The following is a 19,717-nucleotide window of genomic DNA, read 5'->3' on the forward strand; positions in this document are numbered from 1 at the left end:
GCCCCGCGCAACCGTCGGACATACGTCGTGCGTCCGTACATCCGTACGTCGATCCGAGGGGTGCGGAGGGGACTGTGGACACCGGTGCGATACGACGTCGGATGGCGCTCGGCGTCGCCGTGCTGACCGCGTCCGGACTGCTGGCGCTCGCCGCGCCGGCGGACGCGCACGCGGCGGCGTCCAACTGCGCCGGACGCAAGGTCAGGACGCTGTCCTTCGCCACCGGCGTGGTGCAGGTCTACAAGCGCGGCGGTTACGTCTGCGCCGTCACGCTCGCGAAGAACCCCGGCCCGAAACGGTCGATGTCGGTCAGCGTGCAGGCACGCGGCAGCCGTCCGGTCGTCGACAAGGGCAGGTACGGGTACCGCGCGGGGCCGGTGACCGTGCACGCCGGGCAGCGGTGCGTGTGGGTGAAGGGCTCCGTGGGGCGGCGGTCGGTCAGCTCCGGCTGGATCCTGTGCTGACGGCCGAGCCGACCTGCCGATTCGTCAACCACCCTGGTGCACAGGTGTGTTGCTCCGATAGCTTCCGGCGCACATCTGTTCTCACAGGGAGGGTGCATGCGCAAGGCGCTCAGATGGCTGCTCGCGCTCACCGTGCTCATAGGCACGCTGAGCACGGCGGGGGCGGCCACCGCCGCCCAGCCGGAGGCCACCGACATCAAGGATCGGCTGCTCTCCATACCCGGCATGAGCCTCATCGAGGAGAAGCCGTACCCCGGCTACCGCTTCTTCGTCCTCAACTACACCCAGCCGGTCGACCACCGCAGGCCCTCCAAGGGCACGTTCCAGCAGCGCATCACCGTGCTGCACAAGGACGTCTCGCGGCCGACGGTGTTCCACACCAGTGGCTACAACGTCTCCACCAACCCCAGCCGCCGCGAGCCGACCCAGATCGTCGACGGCAACCAGGTCTCCATGGAGTACCGCTTCTTCACGCCGTCCCGGCCCAGCCCGGCCGACTGGACCAAGCTGGACATCTGGCAGGCCGCCAGCGACCAGCACCGCATCTTCAGGGCGCTGAAGCCGATCTACTCCAAGAAGTGGATTTCCACCGGCGGTTCGAAGGGCGGCATGACCGCCACGTACTACGAGCGCTTCTACCCCCGCGACATGGACGGCGTCGTCGCGTACGTCGCCCCCAACGACGTGGTGAACAAGGAGGACTCGGCGTACGACGAGTTCTTCGCGAACGTCGGCACCAAGGAGTGCCGCGACCGGCTGAACGGCGTGCAGCGCGAGGCGCTGGTGCGCCGGGAGCCGCTGGAGGAGCGGTACCAGGCGTTCGCGGCCGAGAACGGCTACACCTTCAACACCGTCGGCAGCCTCGACAAGGCGTACGAGGCGACCGTCCTCGACTACGTCTGGGGCTTCTGGCAGTACAGCCTGCTGTCCGACTGCGACACCATCCCGGCCGACGCGAAGAACGCGACCGACGACGAGATCTGGAACTCCATCGACACGGTCGCCGGGTTCTCCTTCTACACCGACCAGGGCTTGGCGCCGTACACGCCGTACTACTACCAGGCGGGTACGCAGCTGGGCGCGCCGACGATCGTCTTCCCGCACATCGAGAAGAAGTACATCCGGTACGGCTACCTGCCGCCGCGTTACTTCGTCCCGCGTGACATCGAGATGAAGTTCCAGCCGTGGGCGATGCGGGACGTCGACAGCTGGGTGCGCCACAACGCGCGCCACATGCTGTTCGTCTACGGCGAGAACGATCCGTGGGGCGCCGAACCGTTCCGCCTCGGCAAGGGCGCGAAGGACTCCTACGTCTTCACCGCCCCCGGCGCCAACCACGGCGCCAACGTGGCCGGTCTTCCGGAGAAGCAGAAGGCGCTGGCCACCGCCAGGATCCTGAAGTGGGCGGGCGTCGCGTCCGCCACCGTCGAGGCCGACCCGGCCGCCGCCAGGCCGCTGGCCAAGTACGACTCCCGGCTCGACAAGCGGGGCGCGGAGCGCACCCTGCGTCCGTGACACCGGTGCTGCGCCCGTCCGTCGGTCACACCGGGCGGGCGCAGCCCACCGGATGCGCGCCGCCCAGCTGGACGTAGAGGGCCGTGGTCGCCGGGCAGTCGGAGCGGGCGGCAACCGCTTCCGTCACCTGGTACTCCGGCTTCTCCCGGCCCCCGCCGTCGCACGCCGTCTCGCGGACCTTTCCGTCCCCGGCGCCGTACACACAGTCCCCCACGATCGTGCGCGGCCCGCCTCCGCCACCCGGGTCGCCGGGGTGCGGAGGCTGGAGGTTGCGCATACAGGCGTAGCCCTGGGGGATCGCGCCGTCGCCGTCCTCGTCGCGGGAGGGGCGCTGTTCGCTGATGTGCAGCACGAAGTCCGTGGTCCCCGGGCACAGCGGGCCGTCGTCCACCCGGCCGTCGTGCCGCGCCACGACCCGCGCGGCCGCCCGCTCGCCGGAGCAGGGCACCTCGGTGAAGCTCGTCGTACCGAACGAACTGCACTCGTCGACCGCCAGGAACACCGCCCCGAAGCCGGCGGCGCTGCTCGGCGCCGGTGACCCGCCGGGGCTGCCCGGGCCGTGCTCCGCCGCCGGGTCCTGGCACCCCATCAGCAGCGCCGCCAGCACCACCCCGGCACACCGTCTCCCACGCATGGTCATTCCCGCCACCCCCGTCCAGCGTGACCCGCCACGGCGGGCACACGCCAGACACGCAGCGCGCTTTGCGCCCGTTTGGGGGTGGTGCGCCGGGAGCGCGGCGTACCGCGCCCTACGTCCGATCGATGCCTAGTACGACAACCCGTGCCCGAGCGGATACAGCACCCGCGCCGGATCGTCCGCCCGCTGCACCGGCACCGGCAGCTTCCCGCGCGGCCGCACCGTCCCGGCGATGACCCGGGCCGCCGCCCGCAGTTCGACGTCCGTCCAGGAGTAGGACGCCAGGTAGCCGCGTACACCCGGCAGTTGGGCCACGTCGTACGGATTGCGGACGGCCACCGCGACCACCGGTATCCCGGTCGCCAGCAGCCGCTCGACCAGCGTCTTCTGCGAGCTGGTCGCCGTGACGTTGTACGTGCCGACGACCACGGCGTCCGCGTCGCCGGCCGCGGCGACGGCCCGGTCGACGGTCGCCGGGGACGGGGCCGTGCCGGTGGACAACGCCGTTGCCGTGAAGCCCAGTTCGGTCAGCGCGGTCGCGAGGACGCCGGTCGGCGGGCCCGTGGTGCCGGACGGCGAGGCCGGGTCGGCGCCGACCACGAGCAGCTTGGGGTGCTCACGCCGGGACAGCGGCAGCAGGCCGCCCTCGTTGACGAGCAGCGTCGTCGTCCGCTCGGCGATCCGGTCGGCGGCGGCCAGGTGCGACTTGGTGCCGACCGTGCGATCGACGCACCGCGCGCTGACGTAGGGTTCCTCGAACAGCCCCAGTCCGGCCTTGAGCCGCAGCACCCGCAGGATCGATTCGTCGAGCCGTTCCTCGGTGAGTTCGCCGTCCTGTACGGCCTTCAGGACGGCGTTCCAGGCGACGTCCAGCTTGGGCGGGTTCAGCAGCTGGTCCACGCCCGCCTTGAGCGCCAGCACCGGCACCCGGTCGTCGCCGTACTTGGTGCGGACGCCCTGCATACCGAGGGAGTCGGTGACCACGACGCCGTCGTAGCCGAGCTCCTCGCGCAGGATGCCGGTGAGGATCGGGCGGGACAGGGTGGCCGGGTCGCCGGACGGGTCCAGCGCCGGGACCATGATGTGCGCGGTCATGATCGAGTCGATACCGGCCCTGACCGCCGCCCGGAACGGGGGAGCGTCGAGCGTGCCCCACTGCTCCCGGGTGTGCTCGATGACCGGGAAGCCGTAGTGGCTGTCGACCTCGGTGTCGCCGTGGCCGGGGAAGTGCTTGGCGGTCGCGGCGACCTTCGCCCGCTGGTACCCGGCGACCTCCGCCGCGACCAGCCCGGCCACCGCGTCCGGGTCGGCGCCGAAGGACCGTACGCCGATGACCGGGTTGGCCGGGTTGACGTTGACGTCGGCGACGGGCGAGTAGTCCTGCCGGATGCCCATCGCACGCAGTTCCTCGCCGGCGATCCGGCCGAGGGTGCGGGCGTCGGCGCGCGAGCCGCCGGCGCCGACGGCCATCGCGCCGGGGAACAGCGTCGCGGGTCTGCCCACGCGGGCGACTATGCCGTGCTCCTGGTCCGTGGAGATCAGCACGGGCAGTCCGCGGGGGAGGTCGAGGGAGGCCTTCTGGATGCCGTTCGACAGGTCCGCGATCTGGTGCGGGGTACGGGTGTTGTGCGCCCAGGTGAAGTAGATGATGCCGCCGAGGCGGTACTTGGCGAGCAGTTCGGCGGCCGTGCGCACGCCGAGTTCCTTGAGGTTGGCGTCGATGTCGGCCTGGTCGGGGGCGGTGGCGGAGTGGCCGTAGACCCGGGAGACGAAGAGCTGGCCGACCTTCTCCTCCAGGGTCATCCGGGAGATGAGTGTCCGGAGGCTTTTGTCGTCGTCGGCGTGGGCGGTGGTCTGTCCGATCGTCAGGGCCGCGGTGACGCCCGCGGTGGCGGCGAGGACCGTACGTCTCGACGGGGTGTTGGCGGTGTTTCCTGCGCTGGTCGTGCTGGTGTGGGGCACGTGCGCTCCTTCCGGAGGAGATCGCTGAAGATCGCTGAAGGAAACTTCCAGGGAGTCACCCATATCCGGGAAGTTTCTGCCGGTCAAGGGGACGCACAGCCCGGCCCGGTGAGGGGCCGCCATCGGCGCATGGGAGGGGGGCGCGCCGATGGCGGCGGGCTGCCGGCCGTGGTGCGGCGGAGAGGGTGGTCGGCGCTCGCGGCCGGCGGCGAGGGCCGACACCGCATCGCGGAGACTCATCCGGCAGCTGTGCGCATTGGACGAGCGGCACCCGGCTCGGGTTCCCGTCGCCGCGGACGCGGAAAAGGCCCCCGGGGCTTCCCCCGGGGGCCGGATTCCTTGTGTCCCTGTCTTTCTTGTGTTCCTTGTGTCAGCCCAGTTGTTTGATCGTGCTGTAACCGCTTGAGCGGAGTGTCTTGGACTCACCGAGCGAGGTGGCGCCGCCCGTGAACAGCAGGAGGGCTCCGGCGCTGTTGGTGGCCCAGACGTCGGGGGAAGTCCCGGTCTGCCCAGGCCGTCGTCGTCATCTGGGTCGCGGTCTCGAAGGTGCCTCCGCTGTAGCCGCTGAAGACCCACAGCTCCGCGCCTCCGACGCCGCCCGCGGCGAACAGTTCGGGCTGGCCGTCGCCGGTGATGTCACCGGCCGACTTGATCTCCGAGAAGGTCGACGGCGACGGCGCGTTCGCCGGGAGGCGGACCTCCACCCTGCGGGTCACGTCGATCGACCCGTAGCCGTCGCCCGGGTAGATGTACAGGCGGCCGTCGGGGGTGCGGATCACCCAGTCCGCCATGCCGTCCGCGGGTGCGAAGTCATCGTTGTGGGTGACCAGGGCGTAGGTGTCGGTGCCGTTCCAGATGTGCGGCGCGGTGTTGCCGTCCTTGATCAGGGTGCCCTTGCGGTGGGTGCCGAAGCTGTTGGACAGCCAGGTGCCGTCCTTGGAGACCGCGCCGATCCAGAGGTTGCCGGCCGCGGTGACATGGGCGACGTCGGCGGTGCCGTCGCCGTTCAGGTCGCCAGGACCGTCCGGGCTCTTGCGCGGAGTGACGTAGAAGAAGTGCTTAGTGGGGCTCGGGGAGATGTTGCCCGCCGAGTCCACCGCCTTCACATACAGCGTGTTCGGGCCCGCCGCGGGCGGCTTGATCCTGGTGGCCGTGACCGACGTGACCGGGGTGGTGCACGAGACCGTGAGGCCGCCGGTCGTGCCCTGCTTGCCGTTCGCGCAGACGTAGGAGTCGTACGTCGTGGAGTTGATGGAGTAAACGAACTTCACGATGTCCGTCTCCCCGGAGGACATCTTGAAGGTGAAGTCGCCGCCTGTGCCGAAGGGTTCCTTCGACCACACGTCACCGGTGCTGCTGTCGTCGAAGTCCCCGGGGAAGTCAGTGGATTCGACCGGAGCCGGCGAATCGGGAAGGTTCGAGTCGTAGGTGAAATGGCAGTAGGTCGTGGAACTCGGTGCCCAGCCGCCGTACGTGGTCGAGTCCCAGGCGCGCGCCCGCCACCGGTAGGTGACGCCGTTCGTCAGGGCGGGGAGCCGGAACTTGGCCGTCTCGCCGTTGACGATCGTGTCGTAGTACGACGTCTTCGTGTTGGTCCAGTCGCCGGCCTTGCCGAACTCGAACTCCATCTTGGACAGGATGCCGTCCGGGTCCGTGCCCTTGGCGAGCATGTACAGCTCGGTGGTCTTGCCGATCTTGATGTACGGGGAGGCCGTGTCGCAGGACCCCGGGGACATGGTGTAGCCGGTCGGGGTGTTGGGCCTGCGGTTGTAGGTGATGGCGATCTGGGGCGAGCCCGCGCCAGAGGCCGCCGACAACGGCTGGCAAAGCTTCAACTTCGGCATGGTCGCCTCCACCTCCACCTCGGCGCCGACGACGACCGCGGCCGCGCTGGAGACGGACACGTACTCCTGGAAGAAGTTCAAGGCGGAGCTGGGCCAGCGAGGTGACCGTGAAGTTGACGTACGCGTCCGGGCAGGAGCTGGACGACTTCCAGCCGTACGCGAAGGACTTCGACCTGTGGGCCTGCGGCAGCCTGCTGATGGACGCCATTCCGTGGCCAGACCTCCGCCGAGTCGGAGGAGTTCCTCCCCGCGGCCACCGCCCCGGTTCCGTCGGCCACCGGCACCGAGCCGGTCGACAACCTGACCCCAGATTTCAAGCTCTCCGGAGAAAAGCCCGTCATCGTGCGGAGCGGCGAGCCCCCGCCTGCTCCTGGTCCGCTGGTCCAGCGGGAAAAGGACGAAGAACAAGCTTTGCTGACCCTGTTGGCTCGGGAACGCGGTCTTCCCGTCGTTGCCGAGGCGCGCGAGTCAGCGCAAGCGTTCGCAGCCGACGTGATCCCGTCTTTGGAGGATTTCAAGGAGGCCAACAACTGGAGTTGATTACTTGACGCCAACTCGGGTGCCACGGTCGCCTCGACCCGGCACTCTCTGCCGGAGACGGTAGCCGTGAGCGGCGACGTGGTGCGTGATGAGGACCGGAGCGGCATAGGCGATGTCGGGCTCCCCCGGAATTCGTATCTCCCCGTTATCCCTCCAGAGCCCCCGTTCTCCGGGTATAGGCCGCACTTCCGCGCAAGGATGCCCCGGGGGGACGAGGAGGTCGGACAGGTCGTCGCCCGGGTGCGCAGAACTCCTCGCACGATTGCTTACCGGAAAGATCCGGTCGGAGATCCTTTCCAGTTCCTTCCCGTTGCAGGGGCATAGATTCAGGTCTTCCAGAAGCTTCTGACTTCTGAGTCACGACTCTCGCGCCCGGGGCCACAGACGGGCAGACATCCGTCGAGGGGGGCGCGTCGATACGCCCCGTGTACACGAACGGCGTCGTCCGGGTCAGTCCTTCACGATCTCGATGAGCTGGGTCAGGGTGTCGATCCGCCAGTCCGCCGCGGCCACGACCTCCGGGTCGTCCGCCCAAAGGCGTCCCCACGGTCCGTGGCGAAGGTGCGCCACCCTCAGCCCGGCCGCCTTCGCCGGGAAGACGTCATTGGCCGGGTGGTCGCCGACGTACAAGGTCGCGCTCGGAGCAGCCCGCGCCACCTCCTGCACCCGGCGGAAGAACTCCGGCTGCGGCTTGGCCACCCCCCACTCCCCAGAGGTCACGATGAGATCCGCCGGGAGGTCCAGGTCGCGCAGCAGCTCAGCCGCGCGCGGTGTCTGGTTCCCGGCGATGACGACTCGCACACCGGCGTTCCGGAGTGCGGAGAGGGCCGGCCGCACGTCGTCGTACAGGTCGCTCTCCTCCAGGTACTCGCCGCGGCCGACGGCGTCCCGGGCGTGGTACTCCGTGGCGACATCGATGCCCGGGCGCGCGAGCCGGAGGGCTTCTGCGTTGTCGTGGCCCTGGGCGACGACTGCTCCGACCAGCGCGGACAGGGTGTGACGGGGGACGTTCAGCCAGTCCGCCCAGGAAGCCCTGTACCGGTCGTCTCGGTGATCGTCTCGCCGACATCGAACACGATGGTCTCAATCACCCAGGGAGCCTACGGCGCGACGGCAGGTGCTGAGCGGGACGGATGCCCTGGGGCGCCTCGGTGGCCCCAGCCGACGCGTTCTTGACCTCAAGCACGCTTGACGTACGACGCTCGCCCCATGACCGATCACAACGTGTCCCTGGACATCCACACCCTCATCCACCGTCTCTTCCGCGCCCTCGACGCCCGCGACTTCGCCCCCGGCTGGATGCGCGACCTCGCCACCGATGACGTACAGATGGAGACACCCGTCGGCACAGCCGACGGTGTGGAAGCGGTCGGGCGGCTCTCGGAGGAGGCGGTCGGGCGGTTTGTGCGGACGCAGCACATGGCGTCCGGGATCCTCGTCGACGTAGACGTCGAGGGCGATCGGGGCGACGCCTCCTGGAACGCCCACATGACCCATGTGCACGAGGACGAGACCCTGTTCACCGTCGGTGGGCGATTCGACGCCGAGGTGCGGCGTACGCCGGACGGCTGGCGGTTCAGCCGGATGGCGGTGCGGCCGGTGTGGACGCAGGGGCGGCCGCCCGTGGTGAATTGATCGACGTACGAGCGATGATTTCCGGGCGGGGCCGCAGTCTTCAGTGCGGTTGAGAGTTCAGTTCGGTTGACAGTTCAGCTGAAGTGCAGTGGCCCACCCGGACAAGCAGGAGCAGCACCATGCGTATCGTCATCAGCGAGTTCATCAGCCTCGACTGCGTCGTCCAGGCGCCCGGGGGACCTCAGGAGGACACCGACGGCGGGTTCGCCCACGGCGGCTGGTCGCACCCCTTCTTCGACCCGGAGATCGTCGGCGGGGCCTTCGACGCGGCGCTGGACGAGGCCGAGGCGCTGCTGTTCGGGCGGCGGACCTGGCAGACGATGGCCGGGGCGTGGCCGGAGCGGGCGGGGGATCCGTTCGCCGACCGGATGAACTCCATCCGGAAGTACGTCGTCACTGGCACCCTCGGGGACGAGGACCTCAAGGCCTGGGACAACACGACCCGCCTCCCGGCTGCCGAAGCCGTCGCCGAGCTGCGCGGGCTGCATGCGTCGGAGGGCGGGAACCTGCTGGTCATGGGCAGCCCGACGCTCGCCCAGACGCTGCTGAGCGAGGGGCTGGTGGACGAGCTGCGGCTGATCGTGATGCCGGTGATGCTCGGCGGCGGGAAGTCGATCTTCCCGGACGACGGTACGAAGACCGCGTTCGAGCTGGTCTCGACGACCGCCTCGAAGACGGGCGCTCAGGTGTGCGTCTACCGGAGGGCCACCGCGCAGTAGACGGGGGGCAGGCGTGGCCGCGTAGGCCGGAGGCGTGGACGAGGAGCGGACGGCGGCCTAGGCTCGACTCGACGGTATCTCTGACTCAGTCAAGCATCCGGGGAGTGGGCCGATCATGACAGTCCAGGACATCCGCTCCTTCAACCGCTTCTACACCCACCTCATCGGCGCCCTCGACTACGGCCGCCACCTGTACGCCCCGTACACCCTCACCGAGTCCCGCGTCCTGTACGAGCTCGCGCACTCACCCCGTACGGACGCCGCCGACCTGCGTACCGAACTGCACCTGGACGCCGGGTATCTGAGCCGGATCCTGAACAAGTTCGAGCAGGACGGGCTGATCGAGCGGGCGCCCTCGGAGCGGGATCCGCGCCGCCGCCGGATCACCCTCACCGCACGCGGCCGGGAGGCCGCCGACCTGCTCGACGAGCGGGCGCGCGAGACGGTCGGGGCGCTGCTGGCCCACGTGCCGCCCGAGGAGCGGGGGCGGCTCGCCGAGGCGCTGCGGACGGTACGGGCGATCCTGGGCGCCGACCGGGCATCGCGCCCCGAGGACGTGGTGCTGCGCGAGCCCGGCCCCGGCGACCTGGGCTGGATCGTGCAGCGCAACGCCGCGCTGTACGCCGCCGAGTACGGCTGGAACACCGGCTACGAGGGCCTCGTCGCGCGGATCGTCGCCGACTTCGCCGAGGACCACGATCCGCACCTGGAGCGGGTGTGGATCGCCGAGCTGGACGGGCGGCCGGTGGGGTGTGTGATGTGCGTACGGGACGAAGCCCCCGCCACCGCGCGGCTGCGGCTGCTGCTCGTCGAGCCGGAGGCCCGCGGGCTCGGCATCGGCGACCGGCTCGTCACGGCCGTCGTGGACTTCGCCCGCGGAGTCGGCTACCGCGACCTGGTGCTCTGGACGAACGACGTGCTCACCGCCGCCCGCCGCGTCTACCAGCGGCACGGCTTCGTCCTGGTCGCCGAGAAGCCGCACCGCTCGTTCGGCAAGGACCTGGTCGGCCAGGACTGGCGCCTGGACCTACGAGGGACACCGGAGTGACGGGAAGGGCCCATGTGCAGCAAGCTGGGTGCATGAAGCTGGCCTTCTCCACTCTCGGTGTCCCCGGCCTCCCCCTGCCGGACGTCCTCCGACTCGCGACCGAGCACGGCTACCACGGCGTGGAACTGCGCGCGCACCCCGAGGAGCCGGTGCACCCCGGCATCGGGGCCGCCGAACGGGCGGAAGCCGCCGCCAAGTTCAAGGAGTCCGGCGTCGAGCTGCTCGGTGTCGCCGGATACGCGCGCGTGGCGGCTCCCGGTGACGACGAGCCCGTGCTCACCGAGCTGCGCGCCCTGCTCGACCTGGCCCGCGACCTGGGGGCGCCGTACGTCCGGGTCTTCCCCGGCGGTACGGCGGAGCAGAGTCCCGAGGAGGCCGACGCGACCGCCGCCCGCCGCCTGGGCACGGCCGCCGAGTACGCCGGCGAAGCGGGCGTCCGCATCCTCCTCGAAACCCACGACTCGCACCGCACCGGCGCCGACGCCATCCGGATCCTGGGCCTGGTCGGCCACCGTCAGGTCGGCGCGCTGTGGGACGTGATGCACACCTGGCTGGGCGGCGAGCAGCCCCAGGAGACGTACGCGGCCCTCTCCCCGTACCTCGGCTACGTCCAGGTCAAGGACATCGCCTCCGCCGACGACACGACCCCGCTCCCCCTGGGGGCCGGTGTCCTCCCGCTCGCCGAGACCGTGGAACTCCTCTCCCGGCACGGTTGGGACGGCTGGCTGTGCTGGGAGTACGAGAAGCGCTGGTACGAGGCCGCGGCCCCGCTTCCCGGCCTGCTGGGCGCGGGGCGCGACCACCTGGCCCGCCTGCTCAACGACTCGGCTTGAACCCGGGGGTCAGCCGGGCAGGCGGTCGCGCAGCTCCGCGAACGCCTCGTGGAAGCCGGGGAAGGTCTTCCGTACGCAGCCAGGGTCGTCGTACGTCATCCCCGGCGCCCGCAGGCCGGTCACGGCGAAGGACATCACGATGCGGTGGTCGCCGTACGTCTTGATGTCGGTGGCGATGGGCCGGCCCGGCTGGATCTCGATCCAGTCGGGGCCGGTGGACACCTCCACCCCCAGCCGCCGCAGGTTCTCGGCGCACGCCTCCAGGCGGTCGCACTCCTTCACGCGCGTGTTGGCCACGTCCTCGATGCGGACCGGTCCGGAGGCGTAGGGGGCGATCGCGGCCAGGGTCGGCATGGTGTCAGAGATGTCCCGCATATTGACCGTGAGGCCGTGCAGGCGGCCCGTGCCCCGGACGGTGGTGCGGTCCGCGCCGATCTCCACGTCCGCGCCCATCCGGCGCAGTACGTCCACGAAGGCCAGGTCCCCCTGGAGCGCGCCCTTCCCCAGTCCGGGGACGGTCACCTCGCCGCCGGTCAGCGCGGCGGCGGCGAAGAAGTAGCTGGAGGTGGAGGCGTCCGGTTCGATCGCGTACGTCGTGGCCCGGTAGTCGCCGGGCGGGACGACGAAGACGTCGCCCTCGCGGCGTACCTCCGCGCCGAACGCCCGCATCATCGCGATCGTGATCTCGACGTAGGGGACGGAGACCAGGTCGGTGACCCGGATGCGCAGTCCGCGTCGGGTCAACGGGCCGAGCAGCAACAGTGCGGTGAGGTACTGAGAGGACTGGCCCGCGTCCAGGGTGACCTCCCCGCCCTCCACACCCGCCGCCCGGACCGTCAGCGGATGGTGGCCCTCGGCCTCCTCGTGCCGCAGATCCACACCCAGCTCGCGCAGGGCGCGGGTGAGCGGGAGGAGGGGGCGGCGGCGCATCTGGGCGGAGGCGTCGAAGCGGTAGGTGCCGTGGCCGGTGGCGGCCAGGGCGGGCAGGAAGCGGGCCGTGGTCGCGCCGTCGCGGCAGTACACGTCGGCCTCGGTCACTGCCGGGCCGTCCGGGCGGCCGTCGATCTGCCAGCTGTCCGGGGTGCGGCCGACCCGGTAGCCGAGCCGGGTGAGCCCTTCGGCGAAGCCCTCGGTGTCGTCCGAGCGCAGGGGCCGTACGAGGGTGGTGACGCCGTCGGCGGCGGCCGCGAGGAAGAGGGCGCGGGCGGTGAGCGACTTGGAACCGGGGATGTCGACTACGGGCATGCCCTCATGATCGGCCGACGTCCGTGCGGCATGCCGGGCCGTCCACGGGATGGACGGCGAAAGGTCGCCGGGGTGTAACCGGGGTGAGGGCCATTCCGCCCACCAGCAGCACGGCCGCGCACGAGCGCAGTGGCGCCATCGACTCGCCCGGGAACACCGCCGCCGACGTCATGCCGAAGCCCGGGACCAGCAACGAGAAGGGCGCGACCGCGGAGGCGGGGTGGCGGCGCAGCAGCCGACCTTCCGCACTCGACACGCGCGTCTCCGTCCGCGTGGGCTGACGCGGGAAGGCCCCCAACCACCACGGGGGAAGCAGACGAGCGGGGCTCCCGTGAGCCCTGGCGGTCAGTCCACGGTCATCGACCACCCTCCGCGCGAGAGGGTGAGGGTGCCGTCCGGGTCGATCCGGACCCCCGCCCCGTACACCGGCAATCCGCCCTCGCGGTTGAGCCGGTGACGGATCCGCTCCAACTCGTCCCAGAGGCGGCGAGGGCCGCCCTGGTACACCGTCGGTGAGTCGAGGAACCCGGCTGCCGTGGCGCGGGCCCAGGAGCCGTCAGGGTGCAGCATCCACACGGTTCGTTCGTCGCCGTCGACCGCTGTCCGGTGGTCGATGCCAGGCGCGAGGAGTTCAAGCATCGACATCACCTCCCACGAGTCCGGTACGTACAGCAACGGGTACCGGCTGGTGCTCACGTCCTCGCCCTCGGCCTGCTTGGCCTTCTCCCACAGCTCATTCGTGGGCCGCTCGTAGTCGTCGGCGTGGCGGGTGCGCATGAATCCCGCGGGGTCGGGCTCGACGCGGCCGACGGCGCCACCGTCGTCGGTCTTGTCCGCGGTGACGATCAGTCCTGTACCGGCGAGCGTCGTAACGAGCCGCCCGCCGGGCCGAAGTGCGGTCAGCCACGAGGCTGGTACGGGCCGTACCGACACGGTGGCCACGATCCGGTCGTACTCTCCCGGCAGGGTCCCGGTGATGTCGCAGACGGCCGTGTGCGGGTGCAGGCCGATGGAGCCGAGCCGTTCAGCGGCCGTCTTCACGAGGTGCGGGTCGACGTCCACGCTCGTCACCAGCTCGGCGCCGAGGCGTCGGCACAGGAGCGCGGTGCCGTAGCCGGTGCCGGTCGTCACCAGGACGCGGGAATCGTCGGCGATCACCGCGTGCCGGTACATGGTCACGAGCAGGCCGGGGAGCGTTGATGACGACGTGGGATGACCGCTGGTGAGGGTGGCGCCGCCCTCGGCGTGGTCGGCGTGCGCGGGGCCGACACGGGTCACGAGCGTGCGGTCCGCGTAGGCCGCCTGCAGCCATGCCTCCGGGTCGGCGGGCCCGTCGCGGAGCTCCCACGCCTGCGATCCGCGCGCCCACCAGCGGGGCACGAATACGTGCCGCGGGGTGGTGGCGAGCGGCTCGTACCAGCGCGACTCAGGGCGGACAACTTCGGACGCCAGGCGCCGCGCGTGCGTGCCCCAGTCCATGGGCGTCTCCTAGTCGTACGCGGGCTCGCAGGCCGGGGTCTCGGCCGGGGAGCAGTCGGAACCATCTTGGTCAGGGTTGCAGCCCATCACGACTCCGGGGGAGGGCTGGCAAGAATCCTCCTTCGGCGTGCACGAGTCCGGAACACAGTTGCCGCGGTTGCGGGGGATCGAGGCCGCGACGTGCGCCCACTGCTGCCCAGCGACCACGGCGGCGAGTCCGGCCGGCTTCACGGAGCCGGCGGGCAGGAACCGCCCCAGCACGCAAGGGGTCACGGTGCCGTCCGGCAGAACTGCGGCTTTCCCGTCGGCGCACCGCCCGCACAGCTCCGACGTGGACGGGATCAGCGCCGTCTTGGCGGCGTTCCCCACGGCGCGCACCCGGTCGACGTGCACCCGCTTGACGCCGAGGGCCTGCATCTCGGCGAGGGCCTCTTCCGTGCGTTGCCCGTCGCGCACGTGGATGACGCCGACCTTCACGGGGATCCCGCGGCGCACCGCTTCGGCGATGTTCGCCCGGGTGGAGTCGTGGGACCCCTTCCGGCCGGTGATCTCGTCGTGCTCGTCGGGGTCGTCGGAGTAGTACGACGTTCCCAGGCTCACCTTCGGGTGAGCGAAGAGCTCCCAGTGCTCGCGCCGCACTCGGTACAGATTGCTGAACACCTGGACACCGAGCCCTGCGTTCAGCGCGTAGCCGACCAAGGCGGCGAAGTCCGGGTGCAGGGTGGGTTCGCCGCCGATGAACTGCACGGTCTCCACGCCGAGCTGGGCGGCCTCGTTGATGACGCGCTGCCAGTCCTCGGCGGTCATGGTGCCGTGGTCCTTCGTCGGCCCGGCCTCGGCGTAGCAGTGGGACGGGCACGTGAGCTGACACCGGCCGGTGATCTCCAGCTCGAGGAACGTCAGGGGCGCGGGTGTTGCGGGTGCCTCAGGAGCGATGGTCATACGTGTCCTTCCTGGATGCGATGTACGGCCGACCGGAGCGTGACCCGTCCCGCCAGAGGCTTCCGGACCTCCGACGGGACGGGCGGTTAGCGGGGCGACCTCACCAGCGGTCGCCGTGGGGCCTTCATGCCGGGGCGGGCGTTCAGGCGCCGGGCCGTGTGTTGTAGGCGTGGCAGGAGCAACCGCAGTGGCTCTGGAGCAGGATGCCCGTCGAGTGGGGCAGCGGGATGTCCTGCGTCTGGCGGCACTCGCGGTGCAGACCGTGGTACTCCGGCCGCTTCGCGAGGGTGCACTCGGCCGACAGCGCCGCCGGGTCCGCGGCGGGACGCATGGTCGTCTTCATGCGTTCTCACCTCGCAGCTTTTCGTTGTGGTCGCACAGGTTTCTGACGGAGCGGGCGAGTTTCTGTACGACTGCCACACGGACGGTGAGGGTGTCCCCCGGTCCCAGGCGGAGCCGCATGCGTGCCTCCCCAGCACCGGTCAGAGCGCATTCGCGCGGGATGTCTCCCCTGGGCAGACGGCGGGCCGCCCGCTCGACCTCGGGGATGAGCATCTGAATGTGCCGGCGCAGCTGGAGCCTCAGGGACTCCAGTTCCTCGTCGGAGAGTGGATCCGCTCCGCGCGCGAGCACCCGCTGGACCGCAGCGCGCATGGCCGTAAGGTCGGGCGGAACGTCGGCGGTCACCGTCACGGCAGCTCACCCCTCGACCGGGCGTTGGCAACTGCGACAGCGGCGCTGAGACCCTCGCTGGTTGTGACCGGCTTCAGGTTCCCCAGCTCGGCGTCCCACTCCCGGCCACCGCCGATGGGCCGCAGCTGCACGTACGGGCCCTCGAAGCCCATCACCTTGCCGACCTTCCTGGTGACGGTGTCCTCGACGGTCTCGTGGAGCCTGGGCCTGTACGCCGTCATCGCCACTGGGCCTCCCCGGCCTGTGCCGCGAACGCCTCCTGGAGCGCCCACCGGCGCGCGGCCCTACGCCGGCGCGCACCGGCGAGGATCGCGGCCCACATCTCCGGCGACGGGCAACCCGTTGAGTCCGGCAGGACAGGGGGAACCGTGGTGGTGTGCGGGCGCCTACCAGCCGCACGCCGCGCGAACACGCGACCTCTCAGTCCTGCGAGGGCTCGTGGTACACAAAGCATTGTCGACGCTCCTTACAGCGTTGGCCGCGCCCCGGGGCCGTCGCGAGCGGTCGCCGGGGGTCGATCTGTTCACGGCCTTGCCCATCCAGTGCGTGCCCGTCCGGGCACTCTCCGCGATTGCCCTACGAGCGTGGCAACGCTCCCAGCCGCACCTCCACCCCCACATCCGCATCGGGTTCCCATTGGGCTGGTGCGATGGGCAGTGGCTTTCCACCGCGTTTCCATCGGACCTGTACCGACTGCGCTAACTGCTGCTGGTATGGGGCAGGTTGAGGGCACGAGCGTTCTACCGTCGTGACGCAGTGACGCAGTGCGGAGCCGTGCAGGAGGGGCGCCATGACCACGTTGTTCCGTCACCTGGTTGACCAGCAGGAGTGGAAGGACCCCAGGGCGTTTCTCCCCCGCTTCCGCGAGGCCGCACAGCAGCTGGCCGACGCCGACAAGGACCCCGACCTGGCCACCTGCACACCAGCGGCCAGCACCTTCGAAGCCTGGTACTACAACCAGCGCAAGCCGAACCGCGACGCCAGGCGCGTCCTCGTCGCCATGTTCGGCCAGAGCTTCGAGCGGCTCTGGGGGCCCGCCCAGGACGACCCGCCTGGCCCTGCCGATACGTCAAGCCTGGACGACCGCGCCGCACCGGGCGTGGACCTGAGCAACATGAGAAAGGGTGCTGAAATGGCGGCACGACGCGCGCGGGATTTCGCCATGGGAGCCGAGCGAGGCCGGCTCGGTGAAGAGACCATCGGCTTCCTGCAAGACGAGGTGCGAAGGATCGCAGAGAGGTACCCACGGGTCCCGCTGTCGAGCATCTTCGATGACCTGGCCACCACACAGGACGAGGTGTTCCGGCACATCGAGGGCGGCCGGTCGAAGCCCTCGCAGCTGCGGCAGTTGCACATCATGGCGACCCTGCTGTCGTGGTTCATGGCCAAGGCCAGCCACGACATGGGAGACCCGCACTCCGCGATGATGCAGGCGCGCGCCGCAGGAGTGTGCGCGCAGCAGGCGGAGCATCCCGGGCTGATCGCGCTGACCGACGGCCTGAAGTCCCTGATCACCTACTGGTCCGGCAACGCGGACGACGCCCTGTACTACGCGCGCAAGGGTGCCGTCGAACACCCGGAACTGCACGGAACGGTGAGCGTCTGGCTCCCAAGCCTGGAGGCGAGGGCAGCGGCACTCCTCGGCGACGGGGAAACCGTGCGCACAGCGAACGAGCAAGCCGAGCGGCAGCGCGACTGCGTCGCACCGGATGATCTGGATGAGCTGGGAGGCCTGTTGACCTTCCCCCCTCAGAAGCAGCTGTACTACGCGGTGGAATCGCACGTCATGCTCGGCCACGGAAATGCCCGTACGACAGCACAGGCGGAGGAAGCGGTCGCCGCGTTCAGCGACCGTGGTGCGCCGCACTGGGCGTTCGGCGACCAGGCTGGTGCGCAGTGCAATCTCGCCCTGATCCGGCTCCACGCCGACGACCTGGACGGCGTGGCCGACGCCATCCGTCCCGTCCTCGATCTGCCGGTGAGCCAGCGCAACCGGGGCATCGTCGTCTCCGCGCAGCGCGTCCAGGCAGCGCTCACCCGTGAGCCCGTCCGTACGGCGATCCTCGCCCGTGAGCTGCGAGAGGAAATCGCCCTCTATCCGCCGAGCAGGCCCGCGCTCCCGCGCTGAACACGGCCAGTAAAGTCCGGGGCATGTATCCGGTCCATCGCCTCAGCCGGCGCCTGGAGCTGCGCGAGCTCCGGGCGGACGACGCCGATGCTGTGTTCGCCATCTACGGCAGTGAGACGGCGACCGAGCACCTGTCGTTCGAGCCTCGCACCCTCGACCAAGTCCGGCAGATCGTGGGCCGGTCCATCGAAGCGGCGAAGGCCGACCCGCGGGCCGAGTACGCGCTCGCCATCGTCGAACGCAGCACAGGCGCGCTCGTCGGCTTCGGCCGACTGGCCCTGGATCCGCACCAGCCCAGCGGAGCAACGATGGGCTTCGCACTGCGACCCGTCTCCTGGGGCCGCGGCTACGGAGTCGAGGCCATACGGCTGCTGCTCGGACTGGGCTTCGAGGAACTCGGTCTGCACCGCATCTGGGGTGCGCGGTCGCCGGCCAACGAGGCTTCCGCGAAGGCGATGGCCCGTGCCGGGATGATCGAGGAAGGCCGGATCCGTGAACACGTCCGCAAAGGCGGCGTTTGGCGTGACTCCATCGTCCACGGGATCCTTGACCGGGAGTGGAACGCCCAGGGCACGTGACCCACTCGGCATACTCGACGGCCCCCGCTGGGGGCCGTTGTCGTTCCCGGCACAGGGCTCCAGGCGGTTACTTCCTGTTCTGGTTCGAGAACGACGACCTCAGCGTCTGTGTGTACGTGGGCGACCCCGACCCCGGCCAACTTCGTCATCGGCGACGACTGGTGAGCCACGGCCCGTCCGCCCCGCGCCGGGCCCCCTACCCCCGCGGCCCTCCCGTGGACCCCCGCACCATCAACTCCCCCCGCACCGTGGCGATCCCCCCCGGCGGCGGCTCCTCCCGCCCCATCGCGATCCGCCCCGCCCGCGCCCCCGCCTCCGCCAACGGCAGCCGCACCGTCGTCAGCGCGGGCACCGCGTCGATGCTGAACGGCAGGTCGTCGAACCCGGCGACCGAGACGTCCTGCGGGATCCGCCGCCCCGACTCCCGCAGCGCGGCACACGCCCCCAGCGCCACGGAGTCGTTCGCGGCGACCACGGCCGTGAGGGACGGATCGCGGCGCAGCAGTTCCAGCGTGGCCTCGTAGCCGGACCGGCGGTCGTAGCGGCCGTGGACCGTCCAGCGCGGGTCCTCCGGGATCCCCGCCGCCTCCAGCGCGGCCCGGTGTCCCTCCAGCCGGTGCCGGGTGGTCGTACGCTCCTCCGGTCCGGCGATGTAGCCGAGCCGCCGGTGGCCGAGCCCGATCAGGTGCTCCGTCAGCTGCCGTCCGCCGCCCCGGTTGTCGAACGTCAGCGCCACCGCCTGTGTCTCCGGCGCCGGCGGCCGCCCGCACAGCACCACCCGCGTCCCCGCCTCGGTCAGCTTGCGCAGCTTCGCCGACACCGCCGCCACATGCGCGGCGTCCTCCACGGCACCACCGGTGAGGACGACCGCCGCGGCCCGCTGCCGCTGCAGCAGGGTCAGGTACGTCAGCTCGCGCTCGGGGGAGCCCCCCGTGTTGCAGACGACGGCCAGCCGCTCACCGCCCGCTCTGCCGCCCGGACCGCCGATCTCCCCCTGGATCGCGCTCGCCATGATCCCGAAGAAGGGGTCGGCGATGTCGTTCACCAGGATGCCGACCAGGTCGGAGGTGGCCGCGGCGAGCGCGCTCGCGGGGCCGTTGAGGACGTAGTCCAGCTCGTCGACCGCCTTGAGCACCCGCTCGCGGGTGGATGCGGCCACCGGGTAGTTCCCGTTCAGCACGCGCGACACCGTCGCGGGCGAGACCTGGGCGCGGGCCGCCACGTCCGCCAGGGTCACCGTCATCTCGTCGTCCTCCGGTAGCGCATCGCGTGTTCCTCCCCGTTACTCGCGTTGACCATAAGGCCACCGACCCCCGCTGTTCGCCCCCTCGAACAACTCAAGACGGTCACACCCTTGTCTGGACCGCGCTCAGAGGCTAGCTTCTCACCGTATAGAAAGCGCTTGCTGTACTACTTGCTGTACCGATCACTGCTCACCCCTTACTGCTCATCTTT

Annotated in this window: 18 protein-coding genes and 2 pseudogenes; 8 read left to right on the forward strand and 12 right to left on the reverse strand. The window is 70.5% G+C overall.

The annotated features are described in order from the left end of the window. Nucleotides 1-74: 74 nt before the first annotated feature. Nucleotides 75-464, forward strand: coding sequence for a hypothetical protein (locus tag HJD23_RS27085; RefSeq protein ID WP_171113939.1), 390 nt, complete (start codon nt 75-77; stop codon nt 462-464). Between the two features lie 96 nt (nt 465-560). Then, nucleotides 561-1,979 (forward strand): S28 family serine protease, encoded by a 1,419-nt coding sequence (locus tag HJD23_RS27090; RefSeq protein ID WP_171113940.1) that lies wholly within the window; start codon nt 561-563, stop codon nt 1,977-1,979. A gap of 25 nt (nt 1,980-2,004) precedes the next feature. Here HJD23_RS27090 and HJD23_RS27095 read toward each other — a convergent pair whose 3' ends face one another. The 4 genes and pseudogenes from HJD23_RS27095 to HJD23_RS27110 all read right to left on the reverse strand — a co-directional run bounded on the left by HJD23_RS27095 (nt 2,005) and on the right by HJD23_RS27110 (nt 8,053). Beyond that, complete coding sequence (locus HJD23_RS27095; protein ID WP_171113941.1) at nt 2,005-2,613, reverse strand: hypothetical protein; 609 nt, start codon at nt 2,611-2,613, stop codon at nt 2,005-2,007. A gap of 132 nt (nt 2,614-2,745) precedes the next feature. After that, a complete protein-coding gene (locus tag HJD23_RS27100; RefSeq protein ID WP_171113942.1) occupies nt 2,746-4,578 on the reverse strand; it encodes a glycoside hydrolase family 3 protein in 1,833 nt (610 codons plus the stop codon). Nucleotides 4,579-5,000: 422 nt separating this feature from the next. After that, on the reverse strand, nt 5,001-6,482 hold the full coding sequence (locus tag HJD23_RS27105) for a hypothetical protein (RefSeq protein WP_171113943.1): 1,482 nt from the start codon (nt 6,480-6,482) through the stop codon (nt 5,001-5,003). Between the two features lie 930 nt (nt 6,483-7,412). Further along, nucleotides 7,413-8,053: pseudogene (locus HJD23_RS27110) on the reverse strand (HAD family hydrolase). Nucleotides 8,054-8,171: 118 nt separating this feature from the next. Between HJD23_RS27110 and HJD23_RS27115 the strand changes: the two are divergent. From HJD23_RS27115 to HJD23_RS27130, 4 genes are all read left to right on the forward strand, one after another. After that, nucleotides 8,172-8,597 (forward strand): nuclear transport factor 2 family protein, encoded by a 426-nt coding sequence (locus HJD23_RS27115; protein ID WP_171113944.1) that lies wholly within the window; start codon nt 8,172-8,174, stop codon nt 8,595-8,597. Between the two features lie 119 nt (nt 8,598-8,716). After that, entirely contained in the window at nt 8,717-9,316 is a 600-nt protein-coding gene (locus HJD23_RS27120) for a dihydrofolate reductase family protein (protein WP_171113945.1), read from the forward strand. Nucleotides 9,317-9,431: 115 nt separating this feature from the next. Then, entirely contained in the window at nt 9,432-10,364 is a 933-nt protein-coding gene (locus tag HJD23_RS27125) for a bifunctional helix-turn-helix transcriptional regulator/GNAT family N-acetyltransferase (RefSeq protein WP_171113946.1), read from the forward strand. 32 nt (nt 10,365-10,396) lie between these two features. Continuing rightward, a complete protein-coding gene (locus HJD23_RS27130) occupies nt 10,397-11,197 on the forward strand; it encodes a sugar phosphate isomerase/epimerase family protein (protein ID WP_171113947.1) in 801 nt (266 codons plus the stop codon). 9 nt (nt 11,198-11,206) lie between these two features. On the opposite strand, the gene aroA is transcribed toward HJD23_RS27130, so the two are convergent. The 7 genes and pseudogenes from aroA to HJD23_RS27165 all read right to left on the reverse strand — a co-directional run bounded on the left by aroA (nt 11,207) and on the right by HJD23_RS27165 (nt 15,777). Beyond that, complete coding sequence (gene aroA, locus HJD23_RS27135) at nt 11,207-12,442, reverse strand: 3-phosphoshikimate 1-carboxyvinyltransferase (protein WP_171113948.1); 1,236 nt, start codon at nt 12,440-12,442, stop codon at nt 11,207-11,209. Between the two features lie 4 nt (nt 12,443-12,446). Further along, nucleotides 12,447-12,689 (reverse strand): annotated as a pseudogene (locus HJD23_RS44110) (EamA family transporter); the annotation flags it as partial. 98 nt (nt 12,690-12,787) lie between these two features. Beyond that, a complete protein-coding gene (locus HJD23_RS27145; protein WP_171113950.1) occupies nt 12,788-13,921 on the reverse strand; it encodes a protein-L-isoaspartate(D-aspartate) O-methyltransferase in 1,134 nt (377 codons plus the stop codon). 9 nt (nt 13,922-13,930) lie between these two features. Then, entirely contained in the window at nt 13,931-14,863 is a 933-nt protein-coding gene (locus HJD23_RS27150; RefSeq protein ID WP_171113951.1) for a radical SAM protein, read from the reverse strand. Between the two features lie 142 nt (nt 14,864-15,005). Next, nucleotides 15,006-15,206 (reverse strand): hypothetical protein, encoded by a 201-nt coding sequence (locus HJD23_RS27155; RefSeq protein ID WP_232108296.1) that lies wholly within the window; start codon nt 15,204-15,206, stop codon nt 15,006-15,008. Beyond that, nucleotides 15,203-15,517 (reverse strand): DUF6415 family natural product biosynthesis protein, encoded by a 315-nt coding sequence (locus HJD23_RS27160; protein ID WP_171113952.1) that lies wholly within the window; start codon nt 15,515-15,517, stop codon nt 15,203-15,205. The genes HJD23_RS27155 and HJD23_RS27160 overlap by 4 nt, the downstream gene beginning before the upstream one ends. Before the next feature lie 35 nt (nt 15,518-15,552). Beyond that, nucleotides 15,553-15,777 carry a hypothetical protein gene (locus tag HJD23_RS27165; RefSeq protein ID WP_171113953.1) on the reverse strand — a complete coding sequence of 75 codons (225 nt, stop codon included), beginning with the start codon at nt 15,775-15,777 and terminating at the stop codon, nt 15,553-15,555. Between the two features lie 569 nt (nt 15,778-16,346). Here HJD23_RS27165 and HJD23_RS27170 point away from each other — a divergent pair. Both HJD23_RS27170 and HJD23_RS27175 read left to right on the forward strand, forming a co-directional pair. Further along, nucleotides 16,347-17,684: a hypothetical protein gene (locus HJD23_RS27170; RefSeq protein WP_232108297.1), complete on the forward strand. Its 1,338-nt coding sequence runs from the start codon at nt 16,347-16,349 to the stop codon at nt 17,682-17,684. Between the two features lie 23 nt (nt 17,685-17,707). Continuing rightward, nucleotides 17,708-18,262 (forward strand): GNAT family protein, encoded by a 555-nt coding sequence (locus HJD23_RS27175; protein ID WP_171113954.1) that lies wholly within the window; start codon nt 17,708-17,710, stop codon nt 18,260-18,262. A 196-nt stretch (nt 18,263-18,458) separates the two neighbouring features. Here HJD23_RS27175 and HJD23_RS27180 read toward each other — a convergent pair whose 3' ends face one another. Continuing rightward, nucleotides 18,459-19,505: a LacI family DNA-binding transcriptional regulator gene (locus HJD23_RS27180; RefSeq protein WP_171113955.1), complete on the reverse strand. Its 1,047-nt coding sequence runs from the start codon at nt 19,503-19,505 to the stop codon at nt 18,459-18,461. Nucleotides 19,506-19,717 lie beyond the last annotated feature (212 nt).

Origin of the sequence: Streptomyces sp. Z423-1, from assembly GCF_013009255.1 — a bacterium.
GTDB classification, from domain to species: domain Bacteria; phylum Actinomycetota; class Actinomycetes; order Streptomycetales; family Streptomycetaceae; genus Streptomyces; species Streptomyces gossypiisoli.